This window comes from Capnocytophaga sp. HP1101 (genome assembly GCF_054772415.1).
In genome coordinates this window covers 1-23,354 of record NZ_BPUU01000021.1, presented here as the reverse complement: position 1 = coordinate 23,354, position 23,354 = coordinate 1, and the positions used below count along the sequence as shown (strand labels likewise).

Sequence of the window (23,354 nt, the reverse complement as noted above, 5' to 3'; positions counted from 1 at the left end):
AAAGTAGGGTTATAATGTAACTCTACTTTTTTCTTTTTAAAATATCTATCATCACAGCAATGATGATAAGTACGACCCCTATGATGAGGTTTGTAGTAAGACTTTCTTGCTGAAATACCCAAATACTAATCGCAACAGCTACTACAGGTTCCATTACCCCGATAATAGCGGTGGGAGTGGAACCTATCATTCTAATGGCATAAATGAGCGTGATGATAGAAAGTAGGGTAGTTACAATACCAAAGGATACTAAAAAGAGGCTCATTTTCACTTCGGGGATAGGAAGCGCATTACCTGTAATAAACACTTTGGTAAGAAAATAAATTGAGGAGAAAAGTGTAGAATAGAAAGATACTTTGATACCCGAAGCAGCTATTTTACTCTTATTGACAATGAGCATATAGAGCGCATACGAAAGTGCCCCCAGTAGTGAAACACTAGCCCCTATATAGTTGATTGAAAAGTTAGTAACATCCTTTACACTGAGCAGAAAAACGCCTATCAGTACGATGAAAAGCGCTATAATAGTAGGGAAAGTAATGCGTTCGTTGAAGAAAATCCCCAATGCTAATGCTACGATGAGGGGATACATAAAGAAGATGGTAGAAGCAATACCTGGGGAAGCAAGTCGTAAGCTATAAAGAGAAATTCAGCTGAAAGGGCGTATAAAATTCCTAAAACGACAAAGAGAAAGACTTCGCGAGGAGCGATGCGCAAACTTTCTTTTCTATACAGAAGATAGCCTACAATAAAGAGACTCGCTGTGATAAAACGATAGAAAAGAGCTGCATCTACTGAAAAACCTTGTTGTTTGATAGGAATCATAAACAGCGGAATCATACCATAGGTAACCGCTGAAATAAAAGCAGCTAAATAGCCTTTAACTACATCTTTCATAATGAGTTTAGAAGAGTTGCTTTACATAAGGATAGTAGATAATCCCCAATATAATAGAGACAGGAATTACAGCAAAACCTACGCTGCCTGCAGCTACGTCCTTGATAATGCCAATTTTCTTGTGATGATCGGGGTGAATGAAATCGCATAGCTTTTCAACCGCTGTGTTAAGTCCTTCTACCGATAGCACTATAGCAATACACAACAGTTGTACAATCCATTCGTTGGTAGTGATTCCAAAACAAAAACCCAAAATTATCCACGCTAAAGAAACGAGGATATGCACCATTACTGGAGGTTCATTCCTTATCAAGTAAAACAAACCTTGAAATACATACTGTAAGCTTTTAAGTCTTTTTTCTATAAATTTCATAATTCTCTATATTGATTTACTTTTTAAATCTCATCCCGATCACGCCAAAAATGCCCTCACGAATGATGCTTTTATTCATTTTTGATTTTCCTTTAGTTCTATCGGTAAAAATAATAGGTACTTCAGTAATTTTAAACTTCTTCAAGTAAGCACGATACTTCATTTCTATTTGGAAAGCATAGCCTACAAATCTAACGGTGTTAAGGTCAATATTTTCTAACACTTTTCGGCGGTAGCACACGAAGCCCGCGGTAGGGTCTTTAATTTTCATTCCTGTAATCACCCTCACATAAATAGAAGCTCCATAGGAGAGCAAGATGCGTTGTAAAGGCCAATTCACCACATTTACCCCTTTCACGTAGCGCGAACCGATAGCTACATCAGCACCTTGTTCACAAGCTTCGTACAAGCGAAGGAGGTCGGTAGGGTTGTGAGAGAAATCGGCGTCCATCTCAAAGATGTACTCATAATTGCGCGCTAAAGCCCATTGAAAACCGTGAATATAAGCAGTACCTAAGCCTTTTTTCTCGGTGCGCACCTCTAAAAAGAGCCGGTTAGGGAACTCATTTTGCAAGGCTCGCACTTTATCGGCAGTACCATCAGGCGAATTGTCGTCTACAATGAGAATATGAAAACTATCGTTTTGGGCAAATACTGCCTTGATGATAGCTTCTATATTTTCAATTTCGTTATATGTAGGAATGACAATTAACAATTTATAATTAACAATTAACAAGCGGGCATACACAAAAACTTTGCCAAAGTAAAAATAGCGTGTCGTGCTACGACCTTTGGCAAAGTTTTTTATATTATATTTTATGAACTACATATCTCCCATTTCTTTGGAAAGTTCAGCATTCATAGCGCGATACACACCTGTTTCGAGTTTTTCGCGAATGGCAGAGAAAGCATCCAAAGTGCGATTGATATCCTCTTTGCTGTGAGAAGCTGTAGGGATGATGCGCAAGAGTATCATTCCTTTAGGGATCACAGGATACACTACTATAGAGAGGAAGATACCGTAATTTTCACGCAAGTCGTTCACCATTGCCATAGCTTCTGGGATGCTACCGTGCAAGAATACAGGGGTTACGCAGGTATTGGTATTCCCAATGTTGAAGCCACGTTCTTTAAGTCCGTTTTGCAAATGGTTTACATTATCCCACAACTTGTGTTGGAGTTCAGGCATAGTTTCCATCATTTCCAAACGTTTGAGAGCCCCTTTCACGTAAATCATTGGAAGAGATTTAGCGAACATTTGAGAGCGGAGGTTGTACTTGAGGTAATCAACTACCTTAGCATTGGCTGCAACGAAAGCCCCAATACCCGCCATTGATTTGGCAAAAGTTGAGAAATACACATCAATCTCATCTTGTACGCCTTGATGAACGCCAGTCCCTTCGCCGTTAGGGCCTAAGGTACCGAAACCGTGAGCATCGTCTACCAAAAGGCGGAAATTATATTTCTTTTTAAGAGCTACGATTTCTTTGAGTTTACCTTGTTCGCCACGCATCCCGAAAACCCCTTCGGAGATTACTAAGATACCCCCGCCAGTAGTTTCAGCTAATTTAGCAGCGCGCTCTAAGTTTTTCTCAAAGCTTTCCATATCGTTGTGCTGATAGGTGTAGCGTTTGCCAAAGTGCAAGCGCACCCCATCGATGATACAAGCGTGAGAATCAACGTCGTATACAATCACATCATTTTTAGTAACCAAAGCATCAATGATTGACACCATTCCTTGGTAACCGAAGTTTAGCAAATAGGCTGCTTCTTTGTGAACGAATTTAGCCAAACGCTTTTCGAGTTCTTCGTGCATAGTGGTATGACCACTCATCATACGAGCCCCCATAGGGTAGGCAGCACCATATTCGGCAGCAGCCTCAGCATCTACTTTGCGTACTTCGGGATGATTGGCAAGCCCCAAATAGTCGTTGATACTCCAGTTGAGGATTTCTTTGCCTTGGAATTTCATATGAGGGCCTAATTCACCTTCCAATTTAGGGAATACGTAATAGCCCTCAGCGTGGTCAGACCATCGCCCTATACTTCCTTTATTTGCATAAATATGCTCAAATAAATCTTTCATTATTTCTTTTTTATTTATTTTGTTAATTGATAAAACCTTGTTTTTTCATCCAGTCATCGCTGTAGATTTTGTTCATATAGCGAGAACCGTGGTCGGCGAGGAGCGCTATTACGATGCTGTTCTCATCAAAACGGCCTAACTCAGCATACTGTTTAACCGCTTGCATTGCTGCCCCGCTGGTATAGCCCATAAATAGGCCTTCAGTACGCGCCATTTCGCGAGCGGTGAGTGCTGCGTCTTTGTCGGTTACTTTGATGAATTCGTCAATCACGTCAAAATCAGTAGCCGTAGGGATGAGATTTTTGCCCATACCTTCTATTTTGTACGGATATACTTCGGCAGGGTCAAAGGTACGAGTATCGTGGTATTTCTTGATAGCCGATCCAAAAGCATCTACGCCAAGTACTTGTACTTTAGGATTTTGTTCTTTGAGGTAACGCGCAATGCCCGAAATGGTACCGCCAGTACCGCTACACACTACTACGTGAGTGATTTCACCTTGGGTTTGTTCCCAAATCTCACGACCTGTAGAAAGATAGTGTGCCTCGGGGTTCAATGGATTAAAATACTGATTGATGTAAACAGAATCGGGGATTTCGCTGTGGATGCGTTTGGCTACTTCGTAGTAAGAGCGAGGGTCATCGGGGGCGACATTGGAAGGGCACAAATGCACTTCTGCACCCAAAGCTTGGAGCATTTCCACCTTGTCGTGTGAAGATTTATCGCTAATGGCAATGATACAACGATAGCCACGGAGCGCGCTAATCATCGCTAAGCTGTAGCCCGTATTGCCTGAACTGGTTTCCACAATGGTGCTACCAGGTTTGAGTAGCCCTTTGCGTTCAGCATCTTCAACGATGTATTTAGCGACTCTATCTTTAGCCGAATGGCCTGCGTTAAAAGCTTCGAGTTTAGCAAAATAACGACCTTTAAGGCCTTTGGTAATTTTGTGCAATTCCAACAGAGGAGTATTGCCTATGAGTTCGAGTAGACTGCTATGTACGTTCAATGATTCGTCTATTTTCATTGGTTGTTTGCTTTATTTTGAGTGGCAAAGGTACAAATAATTTGCTAATTAGCAAATTTGTTAATTAGCAAATTTCAATCAATTTCAATGAGCCCTTGAAAGTTGAGTTTGTAGGGTTCATCTTTGTATAGGGGAAGGCTCTCATCAGTTGCGTTGGAGAGGCCTACGCCTGCGTAAAAAGTACGAGCGTTGTGAGCTTCAGCGTGTTTGCGCACTACTTCCATAAATACGATATCGTACTGGGTAGGGTCGTCGCCATAAGGCACTGCTCGCACGATGACAAAGTACTTGTTATTGTTTTTATCAACGCACACAAACTGAGGGTCACGCTTGAGCTGGCTATTCACCAATAGGAATTCCCATTGTAGTTCCTTTTGCAAGGCTTCACCTACAATGTTCATTGCTAAGTTATGGAGTTCTTGTCCTGAGAGAGGTGTCATTAGTTTTTGCTTATCGTGCTACGACTTTGCTAATTGTTCCAAGCCATATACTATCAAATCTTCCACTACTTTTTTAGTATCTTTTGTAAAAGTACCTGTAGGGCGATTGGCAATGATCGCATTGAGAGAAACAGCTTGATGTCCTAAAAGTTTTGAAAGCCCATAAATGGCTGAAGTTTCCATTTCGAGGTTCGTCATACGGTGGCCATTGTGATTGAAGCTGTGGAGCTTGTCGTTGAGATCGGGGTCTTGCACGGGCAAGCGCAACACGCGACCTTGAGGACCGTAGAAGCCAGGAGCTGTACCCGTAATTCCCTCAAACACACGATCGGTAAGGAGGCGTTTTTTGAGCTCTTGACCGCAAGCAATGATATACGGGCGACCTTTGAGCAGATTCCAATTGGTGTGGGCTATAAAGGCATCTTCCATAGCGATTTCGCGCACCTTAGGGCTATCTTTATAGGAGTGGAACATATTGTCCATACCCAATCCGTGAGAGGAGAGCACAAAGCTATCTACAGGAATATCAGCTTGCAAAGATCCTGAGGTGCCAAAGCGCACGATATTGAGTGAGGTGAGTTGTGCTTTAGGCTGGCGTGTATGCAAATCAATATTGGCAAGTGCATCGAGTTCGTTGATCACGATATCGATGTTGTCAGGGCCAATACCTGTAGAAATTACAGTGAGGCGTTTACCTTTGTAAGTACCTGTATGGGTGCAGAATTCGCGTTTTTGGGTAGTGAACTCTATAGTGTCAAAATAAGCACTCACGCGAGGTACGCGGTTAGGGTCGCCTACCAAAATGATGGTATCGGCAACTTGTTCAGGTAAAAGGTTGATGTGGTAAATACTACCATCGGGATTTAAGATAAGTTCAGATTCTTTGATCATAGTATGGTGGTTTTTTAATTCTAATATATTATTACTTACTGTATCACTTAATTTATTGTATTATTTTGTTCAAATAGCTTTGGATGACTGGTTTACACTCATTATTAAACAATTGTTCTAACTTATGAATTTGCGAATGTAAATCTAAATTGCTTTCATCAGTTACTTTATTTAAATAAATAAGTATTTCAGATTCTCGTTTGGCATTTATTTGTGCAAACATACTTGTCATTTTGTGAGCTATTGCTTTAATACCTTTGTAATCCTTATTATCGGCATAGATTTTTAGGTTTTCTAAGTTGGTATCAGTTTCGGCTAAAAAGTGTTGATAGATATTAACAATTCCTTCTATATCATCTCCCATAAAGTTTTCTAATACCTCAGGAGTGTATCCTCCTGTGGTTGCATTATCAGTTAAAATAATTGTTTTTTGTTCTACTTTAGTATCGAGTTTAGGGAAAAAGATTTTTAGCTTTTCATAGAACTGCTCAGGGGTGAATGGTTTAGGCAAGATACCTGAGAAACCACTCTTAGTATAGAAACTTTCGGGCACATCACGCCTACCGGTAATAGCTAATACCGGAAGTGGATTGTTCTTATACTGTTCGTTAAAGAGCGTTACAAAGTGGAAGCCATTCATTTCGGGCAATTGTATATCAGTGATGACCAAATCGAAATTAAAGTTAGTCATTTGGGTAAATGCATCTTTACCATTATTAAATGTAATAGCGTTAATATTCTTCTGTCTCAAGAGTTCTTCGATAAGACTAAGGATAGAGAAATCGTCATCAATTACTATAATTGTAATTTTATTGGCGGGCTTGTTTGAGGTAATAATTTGAGGAGCTTTAGTACGCTCTACTACTTTTTCGGCTAAGAAGCGCAAAGTAAAGGTACTACCCTTACCTTCATTACTCTCTAAATATATCTTACCTCTGAGCAGATGCGCTAATTTTTGAGAGATGTGCAAGCCTAAGCCAGAACCTCCATAGCGTTTAGAAATCTCATCATTGGCTTGAGTAAACTCATCGAAGATATGTTCTTGCTGTTCTTTTTTGATACCAATACCTGTATCGGTAACAGCAATACCTATTTCATATACATCGTTGCTTAACGGACGTGCATCGGCTTGTATGTGCACATTACCGCGTTCAGTAAATTTAAAGGCATTAGAGATGAGGTTATACAATATCTGTTTCACGCGATAGGCATCACTTGAAAAGTTGAGATTGTTTACCGTTTCGGAGAATGTGAAGGTGAGGTTTATTTCCTTAGTTTTATAGGCTGATTTCACATTATTGGCTACCTCATCAATAATTTCAGCGGTATTGAAAGGAACTTTTTCAACAGATATTTTTCCTGCCTCGATACGAGTATAATCTAATAGTTCATCTACTAATTTAGAAATATATTCTGACGAATACTTGATGTGTGAAAGATAGTTCTTACCTTTATCGGAAATTTTCTGTTTGCTAAGGAGCTCAGAATATCCGACAATAGAACTGAGTGGCGTGCGCAAATCGTGGCTTACCATAGAAATGAGTTGCTCGCGATTTTTGAGCAGGTTATACGTTTTTCGGTTAGCTGTTTCGAGTTTGCGACGGTAACGTTGAGAGGTGACAAAATCATTGATAATCACGATAGAAGAAATGGCAATAATACCCAAAGCTACCAAAAAGGCAAGCATCAATAGGTTCTTACTATTTTCAAAAATGGCTCGGCGCTCTTGACTGAGTTTTTGAGAATTAGCTAGTACTTCTTCTTCAAAATTATGTAATAAATCATCAAGCTTTTGCGATAAGCGTACATCGTTCTGCCAAAGGTTTTGCATTCGCTCATTAATTTGGCTTTTAGACTCTTGCGTATCTTCATTTACCTTATTGAGCAGGGTAAGGGTTTCCATTACTACCTTATCGAACTTCGTGTTTTTAAAGGTTTTTGGAATCTTGATATTCTTATATTTCTTTAAGATAGAAGCGATATCGGTAGCAGGAACAGGGGTATATTCTTTATTTCTACGTCGGGAATAGGATTTATTATAGACTTCATAACCTAAATAGGGTTCTAAACTGGAGAGCTTACTAATAGCACTTCGGATAATGATGGAAGTACTATCGCTTTCTTGAAAAGCTTTTAATTCTTGCAAGTTTTCACTTTTAAGATTTAGCAAAGAGCTGATGGTATCGAGAGTTAAAAGTTGTCTTTCAGAAGTAATATCACGGCGAAACTTGAGCACTTCATTTTGTACAGTAGCATTTTTCTCTAAGAAAACTTGAAGTGCTTCTTTATCATCGGTGCGTATAGCTACCCTTCCTGCACTTTCAGTATCGTTCATCAGAGTGAGTATCTTGCTAATTTGGATAATTTTATTTCTATCTTGCTGGTTAATTTCTTCTTGATGTGAGAGTTTTTGTATTTCCATATACACTACATATCCTGCGACAATAGACACGCAGATGAGTAATACATAGCTTACAATAACTTTCAGAGTTACTTTGTTTGACTTCATTTTGAGTATTTTAGTGCGTAAAAAGACATTTATTAACCGACAAAAGTACGACTTTTTTTTAAATGTACAACTATAATGGAAAAAATCTATACTTTTAAGAGGTAAAAGATAAAAAGGGGCGAGCCACACAAGCAGTCTTAGCACGACAGGCGAGCAGATAAAGTTTGAATAAACAAGTTATGGATAAAAAATAATAAAAACATCCCCCCTATTCACATACTCCGCTCTCGCGGACTACCTTCAAAGGGGGAGTGTAGCGAAGCAAAGACGAAGGATGAACGAACAAAAGACGGTGCGAGCCACACGGGCAGTCGTAGCACGACAGGCGAGCAGATAAAGTTTGAACAAACAAGTTATGGATAAAAAATAATAAAAACATCCCCCCTACCCCCCTTCAAAGGGGGAGTGTAGCGACGCAAAGACGAAGGATGAACGAACAAAAAACGGTGCGAGCCGCACGGGCAGATAGATAAAAGACGAACAAAAGACGAACAAAAGACGAACAAAAGACGAAGGAAGAACGAACAAAAGACGAACAAAAGACGAACAAAAGACGAAGGAATGACGAAGGAATGACGAAAGTAACCTCCCCCTATCCCCCTCCAAAGGGGGGAGTGTAGCGAAGCAAAGACGAGGAAAGGACGAACAAAGGACGGTGCGAGGTCGTAGCACGACAGGCGAGTAGATAAGGAAGAGACGAACAAATGACGGTGTGAGGTCGTAGCACGACAGGCAGATAATAAACAAAAGATGAAGAATCAATGGCGGTAAACTGGAGTTATAGTTAAACAAAAATAAATTGCAAATAAATGGACTTATTTTTCAAAAACAAATTAGCATTTAATCTTACACATACAGAATAAACAACTGATTATCAGTGTGAAGAACTTTGACAAAGTTTGAAACTTTGGCGAAGCGTAAGAGGCAAATTTGCAAAGCAATTCTGATAGACTATAAAAACAAGAAATAAAATAATTATTCGACAATTCATTGCTAATTGTTAATTATTTCGTATCTTTGCCGTCAGAAAATATAATCATAAAACACTATGAAAATAGCTAAAAAAATATTGAAATGGGGAGGTATTAGTTTGTTAATCCTCATTATTGCAATGATTGCTATTCCGTTTTTCTTTAAAGATACTATTAAGGAAAAGGTGATTGAAATGGCAAACGAGAACCTAAAAGCGAACATTGGATTGCAAGATGTAGATATCAGTTTGTTTAAGAACTTCCCTAAGGCACGCGTTACGCTGAACGATTTTGTTTTGGTGAACAAAGAGCCTTTCGCAGGTGATACGCTTTTTGCAGCTAAACATATAGACGTAACCCTCAGTATCAAAGATTTGTTAGCGGGCAACTACAACTTATTGGGAGCTAATGTGAAAGACGCTTCGGTGTATATCCACCTGAATAAAGAAGGCGATGGCAACTATGATATTGCAATTCCATCGGATAAGCCTGAAGAAGAGTCTGCCCCTATCAAGCTGGATATTCAGCAATACAATGTAGAAAATTTGAAATTCACTTTCAAAATGGACGATGGCGACCTCTTTATGGAAGTAGCGGACATTCAGCATAGTGGGAAGGGGAACTTTGCTGAGGAAGTGTTAGACTTGGACACTCAAACCAAAGCCAATGTAACGTTTGCAATGGGCAAAAGTACTTTTATGAAGCAAGTGCCCATCACCTTGCAAGCTATTTTAGGTATTGATCTGAAAAACCAAAAGTACACCTTTAAACAAAATAAGGCTACGGTAAATCGGCTTGATTTGGTATTTGATGGCTTTATTCAGTTATTGGACGAAGGGCAACACTACGACCTCACTTTTAGTACGCCTACCAATTCATTCCAGAACTTCTTAGCACTAATTCCTGAAGAGTATTCTAAAAGTATAGAAAACGTAAAGACTACGGGAAATCTGACCCTTAAAGGTTTTGCTAAAGGAGATATGGTAGGTGATAAAATCCCTACTTTCGGACTTGAAATGTATGCCGATAACGCTTCGTTTAAATATCCTGATCTTCCTAAAACGGTGCGCGATATTACTATTGACCTAAAGGTGAACAACGCGACTGGTATTACGAACGATACTAAAGTGAACCTCAACAAGTTTACAATGAGTATTGACCAAGACCATTTTTCGGCTCGTGCCAATGTGAGCAACGTGGTAGTGAACCCATTTGTGGATATGGCTGTAAAAGGGACTATCAACTTGGCAAACCTATCGCAAGCGTACCCTATTTCGTTAGACAAGAAGTTAGCAGGGATATTGCGTGCCGATGTGACGACCCAATTGGATATGAAATCGGTAGAGGCTAAGAAATACCAAAATATCAAAGCGCAAGGAAGCCTTTCGCTTTCTCAGTTTGTATATGCTGGTGAGGAGTTTGTAAAACCTTTTCATATTGATAATTTGAACGTAGCCTTTAGTCCTTCGCACATCGGGCTTTCAAAATTTGATGCTCGTACAGGCGATAGCGACTTGCACCTTACAGGAACAATAGACAATTTATATGGCTTTGCTTTCAGAAAGGAAATCCTGAAAGGGAACTTTAATCTATCGTCTAACAAGTTGGTTGTGAACGATTTTATGCAACCTGCCAGCCAGCCATCTGCTTCTGCAAAACAAGAGACTAAAGAGGCTCCTAAAACAGGGAAAGCACCTACACAAGAAGCTGCTATAAAAGTACCTGCTTTCTTGGACTGCTCGCTTACGGCTAAAGCAAATACTGTGTTATACGACAATTTGAAATTGAGCAATGTATCGGGCAAACTGATTATAAAAGACCAAAAAGTAACTTTACAGAATTTAAAATCGGATATCTTTGGAGGTAATATAGCGCTTGCGGGAGATGTATCAACCAAAGAAAAAACACCTACCTTTGACGTAGACTTGAACCTGAACCGACTTAATATATCAGAGGCTTTTACGCAAATTACTATGCTTGAAAAAATAGCGCCTATTGCAAAAGCTGTACAAGGAAAAGTAAACACGGTTATCAACGTAAAAGGAACTTTGAAAAACGATTTGACACCTGAAATTAACAGTATCTCGGGCGACTTGTTTGCTGCGCTTATCGACTCTAAGATTGACAGTCACGGCTCTCCCCTACTCTCGGCTTTAGACAGCCAGTTTATAGGTTTGAATTTGGCTAATCTGAACCTTAAAGATGTGAAAGCAGCGGTTGATTTTGAAGACGGCAAAGTGAAAATTAAACCTTTCACTATCAAGTATAAAGATGTAGCCATAGAGGTAGCAGGTTCTCACGGTTTTGACCAACAGATGAATTACAAGCTTACCTTTAATGTGCCCCCACAAATGTTAGGCAAAGAAGCAGAAGGGCTATTAGCAAAGCTGACTCCTCAGGATCAGAAAAAGATTAGCAACTTACCTGTAGTAGCAACTGTAGGAGGTACTTTCAAAAAACCACAAGTGAGCACTGATGCCAAAACGGTAGTAAAGGATTTGGCTACCCAAATAGCGAAAAACCAAATCAACAGTCTTACAGCTAAAGGTACTGATGCCCTACAACAAGCCTTAGGAGGCAAAACCAGTTCGGGCACAGCGGGCGAAGTAACCAAAACTGTTGGTGGACTGATGAAGAACAAAGACAGCACCGTGACCAAAGTGAAGGAAAAAGCGAAAGAGGAGGCTAAAAAAGAAGCAAAGAAACAAATAGGCAATTTCCTTAAAGGCTTAGGTAAAAAAGAAGGGGAAGAACAAAAATAAAATTAATTGAATTATATATGTATAAAGTAGTACTTTTACGCCACGGACAAAGTGAATGGAACAAGCTCAACCTATTCACAGGGTGGCAAGATGTAGATTTAACCGAGCAAGGTGTACAAGAAGCACGCGAAGCAGGACGTGTAATGAAAGAAGAAGGCTTTAAATTTGATGTTGCCTACACTTCAGTGCTCAAAAGAGCTATTAAAACCTTGAACAACGCTTTGGAGGCGATGGGCGACCTTTGGGTACCTACTCACAAAAGCTGGAGACTTAACGAAAAGAGCTACGGAGCATTACAAGGCTTAAACAAGGCTGAAACCGCTGCTAAATACGGTGAAGACCAAGTGCTTTTGTGGAGACGCTCTTACGATGTACGTCCACCATTTATTGAGGAATCGGACGAACGTCACCCATCACACGACCGTCGTTACGCTGCGCTTACTAAAGAGGAAAAAACAGCGGGCGAGAGTTTGAAAGACTGCTATGACCGTATGTTACCTATTTGGTTTAACGAGATTGCACCAGACATTAAAGCAGGCAAGAGCGTAATTATCGCCGCTCACGGTAACAGCTTACGTTCGTTGGTACAATACCTTGACGGGCTTTCAGAGGAGGAAATCTTGAAACTCAATATCCCTACTGGGGTACCTTTGGTTTACGAGCTTGATGCTAATTTGAAGCCTATCAAACACTATTATTTAGGTGACCAAGAAGCGATTGCTGCTGCTATCAACAGCGTAGCTAACCAAGGTAAATCAAAATAAAATTTGCTTGATATATTCATAAATGAAGGAGGTTATTTACAATGAATAACCTCCTTTATACATTTGAGAGCATCTTATACACCGCAGTGTTTTTCAGTGAATATAAAGGGATTTTGGGGACTTAGGAGAAACTTCAAAAATAAAACTTTAATGTTGTGGTTTTTGTATATTTGAGTAAAATCATTACCTTTGCACCAATTTTAAGCAGAATACCTATTGATGAAATACATATACATACTTCTTTTTTCGCTATGCAGTAGTGCTTTTAGTCTGTTTTATGGACAGAAGAATCCTGTATTTAAAGTAGTTTTAGACGCAGGGCACGGGGGGAAAGACCCAGGTAAAGTAGTACAAAAAAACATCTTTGAGAAAGATGTAGTGCTGAAAATAGTATTATTAGTAGGCAAAAAATTAGAGGCATACCCAGACATAAAGGTGATTTACACACGCAAAACCGATGTGTTGATAGACCTTTATGAGCGGGGAGCTATTGCCAACAGGAATAAAGCCGATGTATTTGTTTCAGTGCACTGCAATGCTCACGAAACACAAGTGGACGGTGCGGAAACGTACGTATTAGGGTTACACGCCAATCAGCAGAACTTTGAAGTAGCGAAAGCCGAAAACTCGGTAATCTACTTAGAAGACGATTACAAAAAGAAATACGCGAAGTATAATATCAATTCGCCTGAATCGGTAATAGGACTTTCGATTATGCAAGAAGAGTTCTTGGAACAGAGCATACAGTTAGCTAAATTAGTACAAAACCGGCTTACTGGAGTAATGAAACGCACTAACCGAGGCGTACGCCAAGCAGGTTTTATTGTTTTACACCAAACCTATATGCCCAGTATCTTGATAGAAACGGCTTTCCTTACCAATAATGAGGAACGCAAATTCTTGACTTCGGCTAAAGGACAAGAAGAATTTGCTGAAAACATTGCTGAGGCTATCTTAGCTTACAAGAAATGGATAGAGGAGAAGAGTTCTTACACAGCTCCTGATGACAGTATTTCTGAAGCGAGGGGAAAGAGTAATAGGGAACAAAATACGGTTAGTAGCCGTGTAAACAACAGTGAATTGAGTTACAAGATACAGATATCATCAAGCCCTAAGCTATTGGAAACAAAGGCTTTTAACTTCAAAGGGCTCTCACCTATATCGGCTGAAAAAGACGGGCGCGTATATGTGTATTACTACGGAGATACTTCAAAGCACAGAGAAGCCCTTGAGCTATTGAATAAAGCAAAAAAAAAAGGCTATAAAGATGCCTACATCGTAGCATTCTACCAAAAGAAGCGCATCAAGGTGGAAAGGGCTAAACAATTAGAAAAGTAAAACTTATTGAAATAGAAACTGATGAAACTATCCAGAGAAATAAAAACAGCTATTATAGTTGTAGCGGGTATTGCCGCTTTTTATATTGGCTTCAATTTTTTGAAGTCTAAATCGTTATTTAACAAAACGAATACTTATTACGCTTATTTTCCACATTCGGGGGGACTGAAAACAGGTACACAAATCACCGTGAACGGGGTGAAAGTAGGGAGTGTAGAATCGGTGGACTTAGAGGAGAAAAGTGCCAAGATAAAAATCACGATGGAGTGTTCGGACGATTTTAAGTTCTCTAAAAACAGCGTAGCGGAACTGTACAACAGCTTGCTTGGAGGCGCAGGACTGCAAATCATTCCCGCCTTTGACGATGCACCTATAGCCGTATCGGGAGATGTATTGGAAGCACGTGTACAAGAAGATATGCTTGCCTCTATCTCTTCGTCAATTAAGCCTACACAAGACAAGTTGAACCACCTTTTAGGGCAAGCCGATACTACTCTTACAGGAGTAAACAGCATTTTGGATGCTAAAACGACCAACGATTTAAAAATTGCTATTGCCGAACTCAGTGCGACGATGCGCAACCTCAATCAGGCATCAGTAACCCTTAACAAGATGTTGGTAGCCAATCAAGCTAATTTGAATGCTACCCTCAGCAATGCTAACAAAATCACTACCGACCTATCAAAAGTATCAGGACAACTTTCGGAAGCTGAACTGAACAAGGTAATTGCTAATGCACAAACTACACTTAACAACCTCAACACGCTTTTAGCTGATGTAGAAGGAGGCAAAGGTACTATTGGCAAATTGCTAAAAGACGAGGCTCTTTACAGAGATTTAGACAAATCAGCTAAACAGCTTGAATTGCTTTTACAAGACCTTCGTTTGAATCCTAAACGCTATCTTCATTTCTCTGTTTTCGGTAAAAAAGCTAAAGTATACGAGCCTCAAGACGAAGAAAAAGGAGAATAACCGTATTGATGAGCTTCCTTCCTAACATAGTATTTATAATACTTCTCTGTATAGGAGGGGGCTTTTTTATTTATAACCTACGCAAAATCATTAGGAATATTCGTTTAGGGAAACCGGAAGATACATCTGGACACCGGAAGGAACGACTCAAGAATATGTTGCGCCTTGCTTTAGGACAACAGAAAATGCTTGTTCGCCCTATAGTGGGGGTGTTACACATCATTGTATATGCAGGGTTCTTGATTATCAATATCGAACTTTTGGAGATTATTACCGATGGTATTATAGGAACCCACCGTGTATTTGCTCCGTTAGGAAAGTTCTACAACTTCTTAATAGCCTCTTTTGAGGTGTTAGCACTCTTAGTGATTGTAGCAGTAAGTGTATTTTGGATAAGGAGAAATATACTGAAACTACCGCGCTTTCGGAAGGCAGAAATCAGAGGGTGGGCGAAACGAGACGCAAGCAATATCCTTTATGCCGAAATGGTGATGATGACACTTTTCCTACTGATGAACGCTGCCGACGCTCGCCTACAAGTGCTACACGTGCCTCACTATGTGCAAGCAGGAAGTTTCCCAGTGAGCCAATGGTTAGAACCACTGCTACAAAACGCTTCGGTAAGCACGCTCATCGCCATAGAACGCAGTTGCTGGTGGTTACACATTATTGGGGTACTATGCTTTTTAAACTATTTGTACTATTCTAAGCATCTGCATATATTGTTAGCTTTCCCTAATACTTACTACGCCTCTGTGCGTCCGTTAGGAGCATCAAAGGTAAACCCCGTGGTAACACGAGAGGTGAAACTAATGTTAGACCCTAATGCCGACCCCTTTACAACGCCACAAGAGACTACTCCGCCAGATAAGTTTGGTGCTTCGGACGTAACCGACCTTACGTGGGTACAACTGATGAACGCTTATACCTGTACTGAATGTGGGCGCTGTACCGATGAATGTCCGGCGAACCTCACAGGTAAAAAACTTTCTCCTCGTGCGATTGTAATGAAAACGCGTGACCGATTGGAAGAGGTAGGACGCAATATCGATAAACACGGTAGTTTTGAGCCTGACGGCAAACAACTTTTAGGCGACTATATCACTCCTGAAGAACTATGGGCTTGTACCACTTGTAACGCTTGTGTAGAAGTATGCCCCGTGAGCATCAGTCCGCTATCAATTATTATGGATATGAGGCAATATTTGGTAATGGAACAATCGGCTGCTCCTACGGAACTCAATGTGATGATGACCAACATAGAGAATAATGGAGCACCCTGGGCGTATAGCCAAGCAGATAGAGGCATCACAAATTAATTTTAATTTACTATCTAAGTTAAATGAACTTACTATCAGTAGAAAATATCAGCAAAGCCTTTGGTGAGCGCGTAATCCTTGAAAACATCTCATTTGGCATTAATAAAGACCAAAAGATAGCTTTTATCGCTAAAAATGGTACGGGAAAGACCACTTTACTGAATATTATTGCAGGGAAAGACCAGCCTGATAGCGGACAAGTGGTATTCCGCAAAGGCATTCACATAGGTTTTCTTTCACAAAACCCTCAGTTCAACGAAGACCTTACTGTAGAAGAGACTATATTTGCTACTGATAATCCTATTTTGCGTTTGATTCAGGAATACGAACACGCTTTACAGCACCCTGAAAACGAAGCAGCTTACCAAAAAGCGTTTGAACAGATGGAACAACATAACGCTTGGGACTTCGAAACACAATACAAGCAAATACTCTTCCGGCTGAAATTAGACAACCTTCAACTGAAAGTAAAGAGCTTATCAGGTGGACAGAAGAAGCGTTTAGCTCTGGCTAATGTGCTTATTAGCAAACCTGATTTACTGATATTGGACGAGCCCACTAACCATCTTGACTTGGAGATGATTGAGTGGTTGGAACAGTACTTTGCCAAAGAGAACCTCACGCTCTTCATCGTTACACACGACCGCTATTTCTTGGAACGCGTATGCAATGAGATATTGGAATTGGACAACGGGGAACTCTTCAGTTATAAAGGCAATTACTCTTATTTCTTAGAAAAGAAAGAACAGCGATTAGCACAAGAACAGGCTTCTGTAGAGAAAGCTAAAAACCTTTATGTGAAGGAACTCGACTGGATGCGTCGCCAGCCTAAAGCACGCACTACCAAATCAAAATCACGCATCGACGACTTTTACAAAATAAAGGAAGCTGCCTATAAGCGCAGGAAAGACCACTCAGTACAGCTTGAAATCAATATGGAGCGCTTGGGCAGTAAGACAGTAGAGTTTCACAACGTCAGTAAGAGTTTTGATAAGCTGTGTGTACTCAATAAGTTCAACTATAATTTCTTGCGAGGAGAACGCGTGGGAATTATAGGTAAGAACGGTACAGGTAAGTCTACTTTTCTCAATTTGCTTACGGGAACCCTTGCCCCTGACAGTGGTAAAATAGTAGTGGGCGACACGATTAAGTTCGGCTACTATACCCAAGATGGGATTGAAGTACAACAAGGGCAAAAGGTGATTGAGGTGATTCAGAAATACGGTGATTACATTCCTTTGCTCAAAGGGCGCACCCTCTCGGCTGGTCAGCTGTTAGAGCGCTTCTTATTCGACCGAAAAAAGCAATACGATTATGTGGAAAAGCTCAGCGGAGGCGAACTGAAGCGCTTATACCTATGTACCGTACTTATTCAAAACCCGAACTTTTTGATTTTGGATGAGCCTACGAACGACCTCGATATCGTTACCCTAAACGTATTGGAAGAGTTTTTGTTAGATTACCCAGGTTGCTTGGTGGTAGTATCGCACGACCGCTATTTTATGGACAAGATAGTAGACCACCTTTTTGTATTCAAAGGTAATGGCGAAGTGGAGGATTTTCCTGGTAACTACACCGACTATCGCGTGTACGAAGAGAGTACACCACCAGCAGACGAGACTCCTAAAAAAGAAGCTACTAAGAACACTTGGCGCAAGGACGGTATTAAAGGATTATCGTTCAACGAACAGAAGGAATACAACCGCTTGGAGAAGGAGATAGCTCAATTAGAAGAGAAAAAAAGAAGTATTGAAGCTTCTTTTGCTGAAGGAACGCTCAGCAGTGATGAAATACAAGAGCAGTCGGTAGCCTTACAAGAAACACTCACAGCTATAGAGGAGAAGACTGAGCGCTGGTTTGAACTAACGGAGAAGTTAGAAGAAAACTAATATTTTCTTTTAAGAAAGAGGTGAAATTTTAAGTGTTTTCTTAGTGTTTACTTAATTTTATGCAATACAATTTTTAAATTCTACTTTATTTTCGTATCTTTGCCCCCTCACTCACTATATAATGACTCATTCAGGAAAAATTGAATTAATGGCACCTGCGGGTAATTTTGAGTCGCTACAAGCAGCGATAGATAATGGTGCCGACTCAGTATACTTTGGGGTAGACCAGCTGAATATGCGTGCAAGAGCAAGTATCAACTTTACGATTGATGACCTTGAAGAGATTGCTCAACGTTGTGCTCCTAAAGGTATTCGCACCTATCTCACCCTTAATACTATTATTTATGACCACGACCTCTCTATCATCAAAACACTATTAGACGCTGCTAAAAAAGCAGGTCTTACAGCGGTGATAGCTATGGATCAGGCAGTGATAGCCTATGCTCGGCAAATAGGAATGGAGGTGCATATCTCTACGCAAATCAATATCACCAATATAGAAACCGTACGCTTTTATGCTATGTTTGCTGATACAATGGTGATGAGTAGGGAACTCAGTCTACGACAAATCAAGAAGATTTGTGAGCAGATAGAAAAAGAGCAAATCAAAGGACCATCGGGTAACTTGGTGGAAATAGAGATATTTGGACACGGAGCGCTTTGTATGGCAGTATCTGGCAAGTGCTACCTGAGTTTACACTCGCACAACTCGTCAGCCAATCGCGGCGCTTGCAAGCAAAACTGTCGCAAGAAATACACTGTAATTGACCAAGAGAGTGGTTTTGAAATAGAATTAGACAACGAGTATATGATGTCACCTAAAGACCTTTGCACTATTGACTTCCTCGACCAAGTAATTGATACAGGGGCTAAGGTGTTAAAGATTGAAGGGCGTGGTCGTGCTCCTGAGTATGTGGCTACTGTTATTCGTACCTATCGCGAGGCTATTGATGCTTATTATGCGGGCACTTATAGCAAAGACAAGTTTGAAGGCTGGATAGAAGCCTTAAAAACAGTATACAATCGCGGTTTCTGGGGTGGATATTACTTAGGACAAAAGCTCGGTGAGTGGAGTGAAAACCCTGGCTCTAATGCTACCCAGAAGAAAGTGTATATAGGGCAAGGCAAACACTATTTCCCTAAAACAGGCATAGCTGAATTTGCTATTGAAGCCTTTGACATAAAGATAGGCGACAAGTTACTTATTACAGGACCTTCAACAGGTGTACAAGAAATAGAGCTCACCTCAATGATGGTAAACGATGTACCTGCTCAACGCGCTAAAAAAGGTGACTCTTGTACTATCAAGACTGATTTCAGAGTGCGATTGTCGGATAAATTGTATAAGATTGTAAAAACAAATATCAATCAGTAGGTTAGCAGTTTAGCAAATTAGTAGTTTAATATGGTAATTGTAACATTACAAAGGGAGAAGTGCATAGGCTGTAACTATTGCGTAGAAATGGCTCCTGAGCAGTTCCAAATGTCGAAAAAAGATGGCAAGAGTGTATTATTGCGTTCTACTGAGAAGAAAGGCTTCTTTACCTTAAAAAGTTATGACGATAGTATTTTTGAGGATTGCGAGAAAGCACAAAAAGCCTGTCCTGTAAAGATTATCACCACCAAAAAATTATAATATTAACAACAGACGACTAACATCTAAAAATAATAAACAATGAGAAAAATAGTATTATTAGCCATATGTTTGTTTGCTTTTTACAACGTAAAAGCACAATATATAGGGGTGAAAGCAGGGTACAATTATGCTACCTTAAAAGGTGATGTAAGCAGTGAGGCAAGCTTTAAGCCTTATCACGGTTATTATGCTGGGGTTACTTTAGAGTTTCCTCTCTCTAAATTGTTCTCTTTACAGATAGAAGGAATTTACAATCGTCGTGGAGCACAAATCAAATCTGATAGATACGGGAATGCTACTTTAGCACTCGACTATCTTTCAGCTCCTGTAATGGCACGATTCAATGTAGGGAAAGGCATTAATCTACACGTAGGTCCTCAGATAGAGTATCGCGTTGACCAGCCTAATTTCTACTTCAATGGTACAGAACCCGTAACTCGTGTAAAATCAGATGCTATAGATATTATAGATGTGGCTATGACTGCAGGGATAGGTTACACCACTGATGCTGGGTGGTTCTTTGAAATACGTTGGGTACAAGGACTCACTAATATCTTTGAAGGAGATGAGGCAAGCCTAATAAGTACTGGCATTGCTAACTCCTATGACTTTAAAAATAGAACTCTTTCAATGGGGGTAGGGTATCAATTTTAGCTCATACCAAGCTTATAAGATGAAGAGAATAGTGGTATATACAATGGTTATAATAGGGGTGCTTTCTTGTGAAAAAGAAAGACGAACTCGTAATCCTAACTTAGGAGAAGTACATTTTTCCTATGCTATCAATTTAAACCTACCTCTTTATAATAGCTTGAAAACACCTATGAGCACTGTATTTGTACCCTATGGAGGTATTAAAGGCTTTTTTGTTACTTATAACGGGAGTTCTTATTACGCTTGGGAAGCCGCTTGCCCTAATCATAATTTACAAGAGTGCCACAGTCGCCTGTTTGGTATAAGAGCTGTAGAAGATGAAAATAGTTATGAGGAAACTGGTCATAGTTATACTTTTGCTAAATGTTCTTGCGGTGGAACTGTTTATGATTTGAGAACAGGCTCCCCTATTGTTATTGGGCAAATTGCTAAACCTTATCCTTTACTGAATTATAATGTTTCAGTAGCTGGTAATATTTTAACTATTAGTAACTAATGCTATCTGTACGTTTTGAAAATACTAAGCCCATCACCTTTATCATTGTGCTATTAGCACTATTGATAGGTGATGGGCTATATCAATTTAAAATACTACAAATACCTCTCAGTGACGTGACTCACCTCACTATTTTGGTAAGTACTTTTGTATTACTCTTCTTATCATTATTACTGCTTCATCAAATAGACCGGTGGAATGAACTTACTGACACTAAAAACTGCTACTCTATAGCCTTCTTTAGTATTTTTGTAGTCCTCTTCCCTACTCTTTTCGATGAAGTGAAATTAGTAGGGGCTAACCTACTCATCATTGTAGCCTTGTGGCGTGTGCTTACTCTTAAAACAGGTGAAGGTATTCCACAAAAACTATTCGATACTTCCCTACTAATCATCTGTGCAGGCTTATTGCACCCTTGGGCTTTAGTATTTCTGCTAAATGTATGGATTTCTCTACTCTTCTACGGAGCTGAAAAACGCCGTTATTGGTTCATACCTCTTTTGGCTATCATTATTATTAGCATTCTAACAGCTGCAATTCTATTAGTACTTCAAGAGCCCTTCCCTATTGATGATTTTATAAATCTCATCACTTCAGATGTAAATAATCTTCTGAAATTTCCGCCCTATTCCATACCTTCTACCGTAGCCTTGTGTAGTTTAGGCTTCCTGCTTTTAATATCATTAGCTGTATACTATTTCAGAAGTGTTTATCACAGTATTAGCTCATTAGTAGTAATACAATTCCTCTGGATAGGACTCATAGTAGTATTCCTTTCCAAAGAAGTGATATACACCTTTGCACCTATTGCCATTCTTTTTGCTCTTTATGTAGAGAAAATACGCGTGTGGTGGCTAAAAGAAACCGTTCTATGGTCTCTCTTATCTGTGCCCGCAATAGTACTTCTACTCCATTTTATTACCAAAAGCTAAATCCCCCGCATCTCCTAACCCTGGTACTATATAGCCGTGGTTGTTAAGATGAGCATCTATGGTAGCAATCCACAAGTGTGTGCTTTCTGGAAATTTATCTTCCAAATATTCTATCCCCTGCTGTGCTCCTATAACAGCAAACAAATGTATCTCTTTAGGTGTTCCTAAAGGTTTTAGTGCGTTAAATACATTCGCAAACGAACGCCCTGTAGCCAGCATTGGGTCTGCTAAGAAGAGAATTTTACCTTCTAAAGACGGTGAAGCTAAATATTCCACCATTATATCAAAATCAGTCTCCGAAGTGTGTTTGCGATAAGCCGAAATAAACGCATTATCCGCATTGTCAAAGTAGTTCATCAAGCCTTGATGCAATGCCAACCCTGCTCGCAAAATAGAGCAAATCACAATCTCGTCTTTAGGAAGTTGTACCTTCTTTTCACCCAAAGGTGTAGTAACTACCTCTGTTTTATAGTGTAGAAACTTACTCATTTCGTAACACAATACCTCACCTATGCGTTCCAAATTTTTACGGAATCGCATACGGTCTGCTTGAATATTTACATCGCGTAATTCAGCGATAAATCGGTTTAATACAGAAGGCTCTTCGCCTAAATGATGTATGATCATTAGTCTGTTAACTTTATATTTTCACGCCACAAAGGTAGTATATAATTTGCTAATTTCCAAATTTGCTAATTAGCTAAATTCCTTTTTGGCACGCTATTTGGTCTATCTATAACAAATCATTAAACAATAATTAAGCGTATGAAAAACAAAATCACTAAATTAACAGCTTTTATTGCGATAATGCTACTCACCACCGCTACCTATGCTCAGGAGTTCCACTTAGGTGCAAAAGCAGGGGCTAACTTAGGTAAAGTAGACGGTGTAGCCTATGACAAAGAGTTCAAATTAGGCTATCAATTAGGAGGTTTCGTCGATTTTGATTTCAATGATAGCTGGGGGCTACAGGGTGAAGTACTCTTTAGTCAAACCAATACAGAGCTCCGAAATAGTTATCAATCAGTATGGGACGATAAGTTCGATAAAAAGAAAACACTGAACTACGTGAGCGTACCAGTACTCTTGAAATACAACCCTAACGGATTGATTTCATTACACGCAGGACCTCAATTTAGCTTCCTTGCCAATCGTGACCAAAGTACTTGGAAAAACGGTAAAAAACTCTTTAAAGACACCGATTTCTCATTATTGGCTGGAGCCGAAGTGAACTTAGGTCCTCTCTTTGCTTATGGTCGTTACGTATGGGGTTTTTCTGATATCAGTAGTGCCCTTAAAGAAAAAGCAACTACCCAGCAAATACAATTGGGAGTGGGCGTACGTTTCTAAAAAATAAGAATATTAGTTAATTAGAAATAGGGTTTAAGTGATTTATAA

Annotated in this window: 20 protein-coding genes and 1 pseudogene; 12 read left to right on the top strand and 9 right to left on the bottom strand. The window is 39.8% G+C overall.

Features of this window, described 5'->3' with window-relative positions; translation table 11 throughout:
• Positions 1 to 22: 22 nt before the first annotated feature.
• From RCZ04_RS11070 to RCZ04_RS11035, 8 genes and pseudogenes are all read right to left on the bottom strand, one after another.
• A pseudogene (locus RCZ04_RS11070) lies at positions 23 to 897 on the bottom strand (DMT family transporter).
• A gap of 7 nt (positions 898 to 904) precedes the next feature.
• The gene (locus RCZ04_RS11065) at positions 905 to 1,270 is read right to left on the bottom strand and encodes a diacylglycerol kinase family protein (protein WP_460486099.1); all 366 of its coding nucleotides are present in this window, start codon (positions 1,268 to 1,270) and stop codon (positions 905 to 907) included.
• Positions 1,271 to 1,286: 16 nt separating this feature from the next.
• The gene (locus tag RCZ04_RS11060; RefSeq protein WP_460486098.1) at positions 1,287 to 1,985 is read right to left on the bottom strand and encodes a polyprenol monophosphomannose synthase; all 699 of its coding nucleotides are present in this window, start codon (positions 1,983 to 1,985) and stop codon (positions 1,287 to 1,289) included.
• A gap of 108 nt (positions 1,986 to 2,093) precedes the next feature.
• The gene (locus tag RCZ04_RS11055; protein WP_460486097.1) at positions 2,094 to 3,356 is read right to left on the bottom strand and encodes an aminotransferase class I/II-fold pyridoxal phosphate-dependent enzyme; all 1,263 of its coding nucleotides are present in this window, start codon (positions 3,354 to 3,356) and stop codon (positions 2,094 to 2,096) included.
• Between the two features lie 22 nt (positions 3,357 to 3,378).
• Positions 3,379 to 4,383 (bottom strand): PLP-dependent cysteine synthase family protein, encoded by a 1,005-nt coding sequence (locus RCZ04_RS11050; protein WP_460486096.1) that lies wholly within the window; start codon positions 4,381 to 4,383, stop codon positions 3,379 to 3,381.
• A 74-nt stretch (positions 4,384 to 4,457) separates the two neighbouring features.
• Complete coding sequence (locus RCZ04_RS11045; RefSeq protein ID WP_460486095.1) at positions 4,458 to 4,823, bottom strand: Na(+)-translocating NADH-quinone reductase subunit F; 366 nt, start codon at positions 4,821 to 4,823, stop codon at positions 4,458 to 4,460.
• 18 nt (positions 4,824 to 4,841) lie between these two features.
• Positions 4,842 to 5,714, bottom strand: coding sequence for a nucleoside phosphorylase (locus RCZ04_RS11040; protein ID WP_460486094.1), 873 nt, complete (start codon positions 5,712 to 5,714; stop codon positions 4,842 to 4,844).
• A gap of 52 nt (positions 5,715 to 5,766) precedes the next feature.
• Positions 5,767 to 8,223 (bottom strand): ATP-binding response regulator, encoded by a 2,457-nt coding sequence (locus tag RCZ04_RS11035; protein ID WP_460486093.1) that lies wholly within the window; start codon positions 8,221 to 8,223, stop codon positions 5,767 to 5,769.
• Positions 8,224 to 9,271: 1,048 nt separating this feature from the next.
• Here RCZ04_RS11035 and RCZ04_RS11030 point away from each other — a divergent pair.
• The 11 genes from RCZ04_RS11030 to RCZ04_RS10980 all read left to right on the top strand — a co-directional run bounded on the left by RCZ04_RS11030 (position 9,272) and on the right by RCZ04_RS10980 (position 21,956).
• Complete coding sequence (locus tag RCZ04_RS11030) at positions 9,272 to 11,956, top strand: AsmA family protein (protein ID WP_460486092.1); 2,685 nt, start codon at positions 9,272 to 9,274, stop codon at positions 11,954 to 11,956.
• A 17-nt stretch (positions 11,957 to 11,973) separates the two neighbouring features.
• Complete coding sequence (gene gpmA, locus RCZ04_RS11025) at positions 11,974 to 12,720, top strand: 2,3-diphosphoglycerate-dependent phosphoglycerate mutase (protein ID WP_460486091.1); 747 nt, start codon at positions 11,974 to 11,976, stop codon at positions 12,718 to 12,720.
• Between the two features lie 219 nt (positions 12,721 to 12,939).
• Positions 12,940 to 14,058, top strand: a complete 1,119-nt coding sequence (locus tag RCZ04_RS11020; RefSeq protein WP_460486090.1) for an N-acetylmuramoyl-L-alanine amidase family protein — start codon at positions 12,940 to 12,942, stop codon at positions 14,056 to 14,058.
• A 21-nt stretch (positions 14,059 to 14,079) separates the two neighbouring features.
• Positions 14,080 to 15,030, top strand: a complete 951-nt coding sequence (locus RCZ04_RS11015) for an MlaD family protein (protein ID WP_460486089.1) — start codon at positions 14,080 to 14,082, stop codon at positions 15,028 to 15,030.
• Between the two features lie 8 nt (positions 15,031 to 15,038).
• Positions 15,039 to 16,349 (top strand): (Fe-S)-binding protein, encoded by a 1,311-nt coding sequence (locus RCZ04_RS11010; protein WP_460486110.1) that lies wholly within the window; start codon positions 15,039 to 15,041, stop codon positions 16,347 to 16,349.
• 23 nt (positions 16,350 to 16,372) lie between these two features.
• A complete protein-coding gene (abc-f, locus tag RCZ04_RS11005; RefSeq protein WP_460486088.1) occupies positions 16,373 to 18,238 on the top strand; it encodes an ABC-F family ATP-binding cassette domain-containing protein in 1,866 nt (621 codons plus the stop codon).
• Positions 18,239 to 18,359: 121 nt separating this feature from the next.
• On the top strand, positions 18,360 to 19,613 hold the full coding sequence (locus tag RCZ04_RS11000; RefSeq protein ID WP_460486087.1) for a peptidase U32 family protein: 1,254 nt from the start codon (positions 18,360 to 18,362) through the stop codon (positions 19,611 to 19,613).
• A 30-nt stretch (positions 19,614 to 19,643) separates the two neighbouring features.
• Entirely contained in the window at positions 19,644 to 19,874 is a 231-nt protein-coding gene (locus tag RCZ04_RS10995; RefSeq protein WP_460486086.1) for a ferredoxin, read from the top strand.
• Positions 19,875 to 19,913: 39 nt separating this feature from the next.
• Entirely contained in the window at positions 19,914 to 20,528 is a 615-nt protein-coding gene (locus tag RCZ04_RS10990; RefSeq protein ID WP_009419506.1) for a porin family protein, read from the top strand.
• Between the two features lie 19 nt (positions 20,529 to 20,547).
• Positions 20,548 to 21,024 (top strand): hypothetical protein, encoded by a 477-nt coding sequence (locus tag RCZ04_RS10985; protein WP_460486085.1) that lies wholly within the window; start codon positions 20,548 to 20,550, stop codon positions 21,022 to 21,024.
• Positions 21,024 to 21,956, top strand: coding sequence for a hypothetical protein (locus RCZ04_RS10980; RefSeq protein ID WP_460486084.1), 933 nt, complete (start codon positions 21,024 to 21,026; stop codon positions 21,954 to 21,956). The genes RCZ04_RS10985 and RCZ04_RS10980 overlap by 1 nt, the downstream gene beginning before the upstream one ends.
• Here RCZ04_RS10980 and upp read toward each other — a convergent pair.
• On the bottom strand, positions 21,930 to 22,583 hold the full coding sequence (gene upp / locus RCZ04_RS10975) for a uracil phosphoribosyltransferase (RefSeq protein ID WP_460486083.1): 654 nt from the start codon (positions 22,581 to 22,583) through the stop codon (positions 21,930 to 21,932). The two genes, RCZ04_RS10980 and upp, sit on opposite strands and share 27 nt — an antisense overlap.
• A gap of 138 nt (positions 22,584 to 22,721) precedes the next feature.
• Between upp and RCZ04_RS10970 the strand changes: the two genes are divergently transcribed.
• The gene (locus RCZ04_RS10970; RefSeq protein ID WP_460486082.1) at positions 22,722 to 23,306 is read left to right on the top strand and encodes a porin family protein; all 585 of its coding nucleotides are present in this window, start codon (positions 22,722 to 22,724) and stop codon (positions 23,304 to 23,306) included.
• Positions 23,307 to 23,354 lie beyond the last annotated feature (48 nt).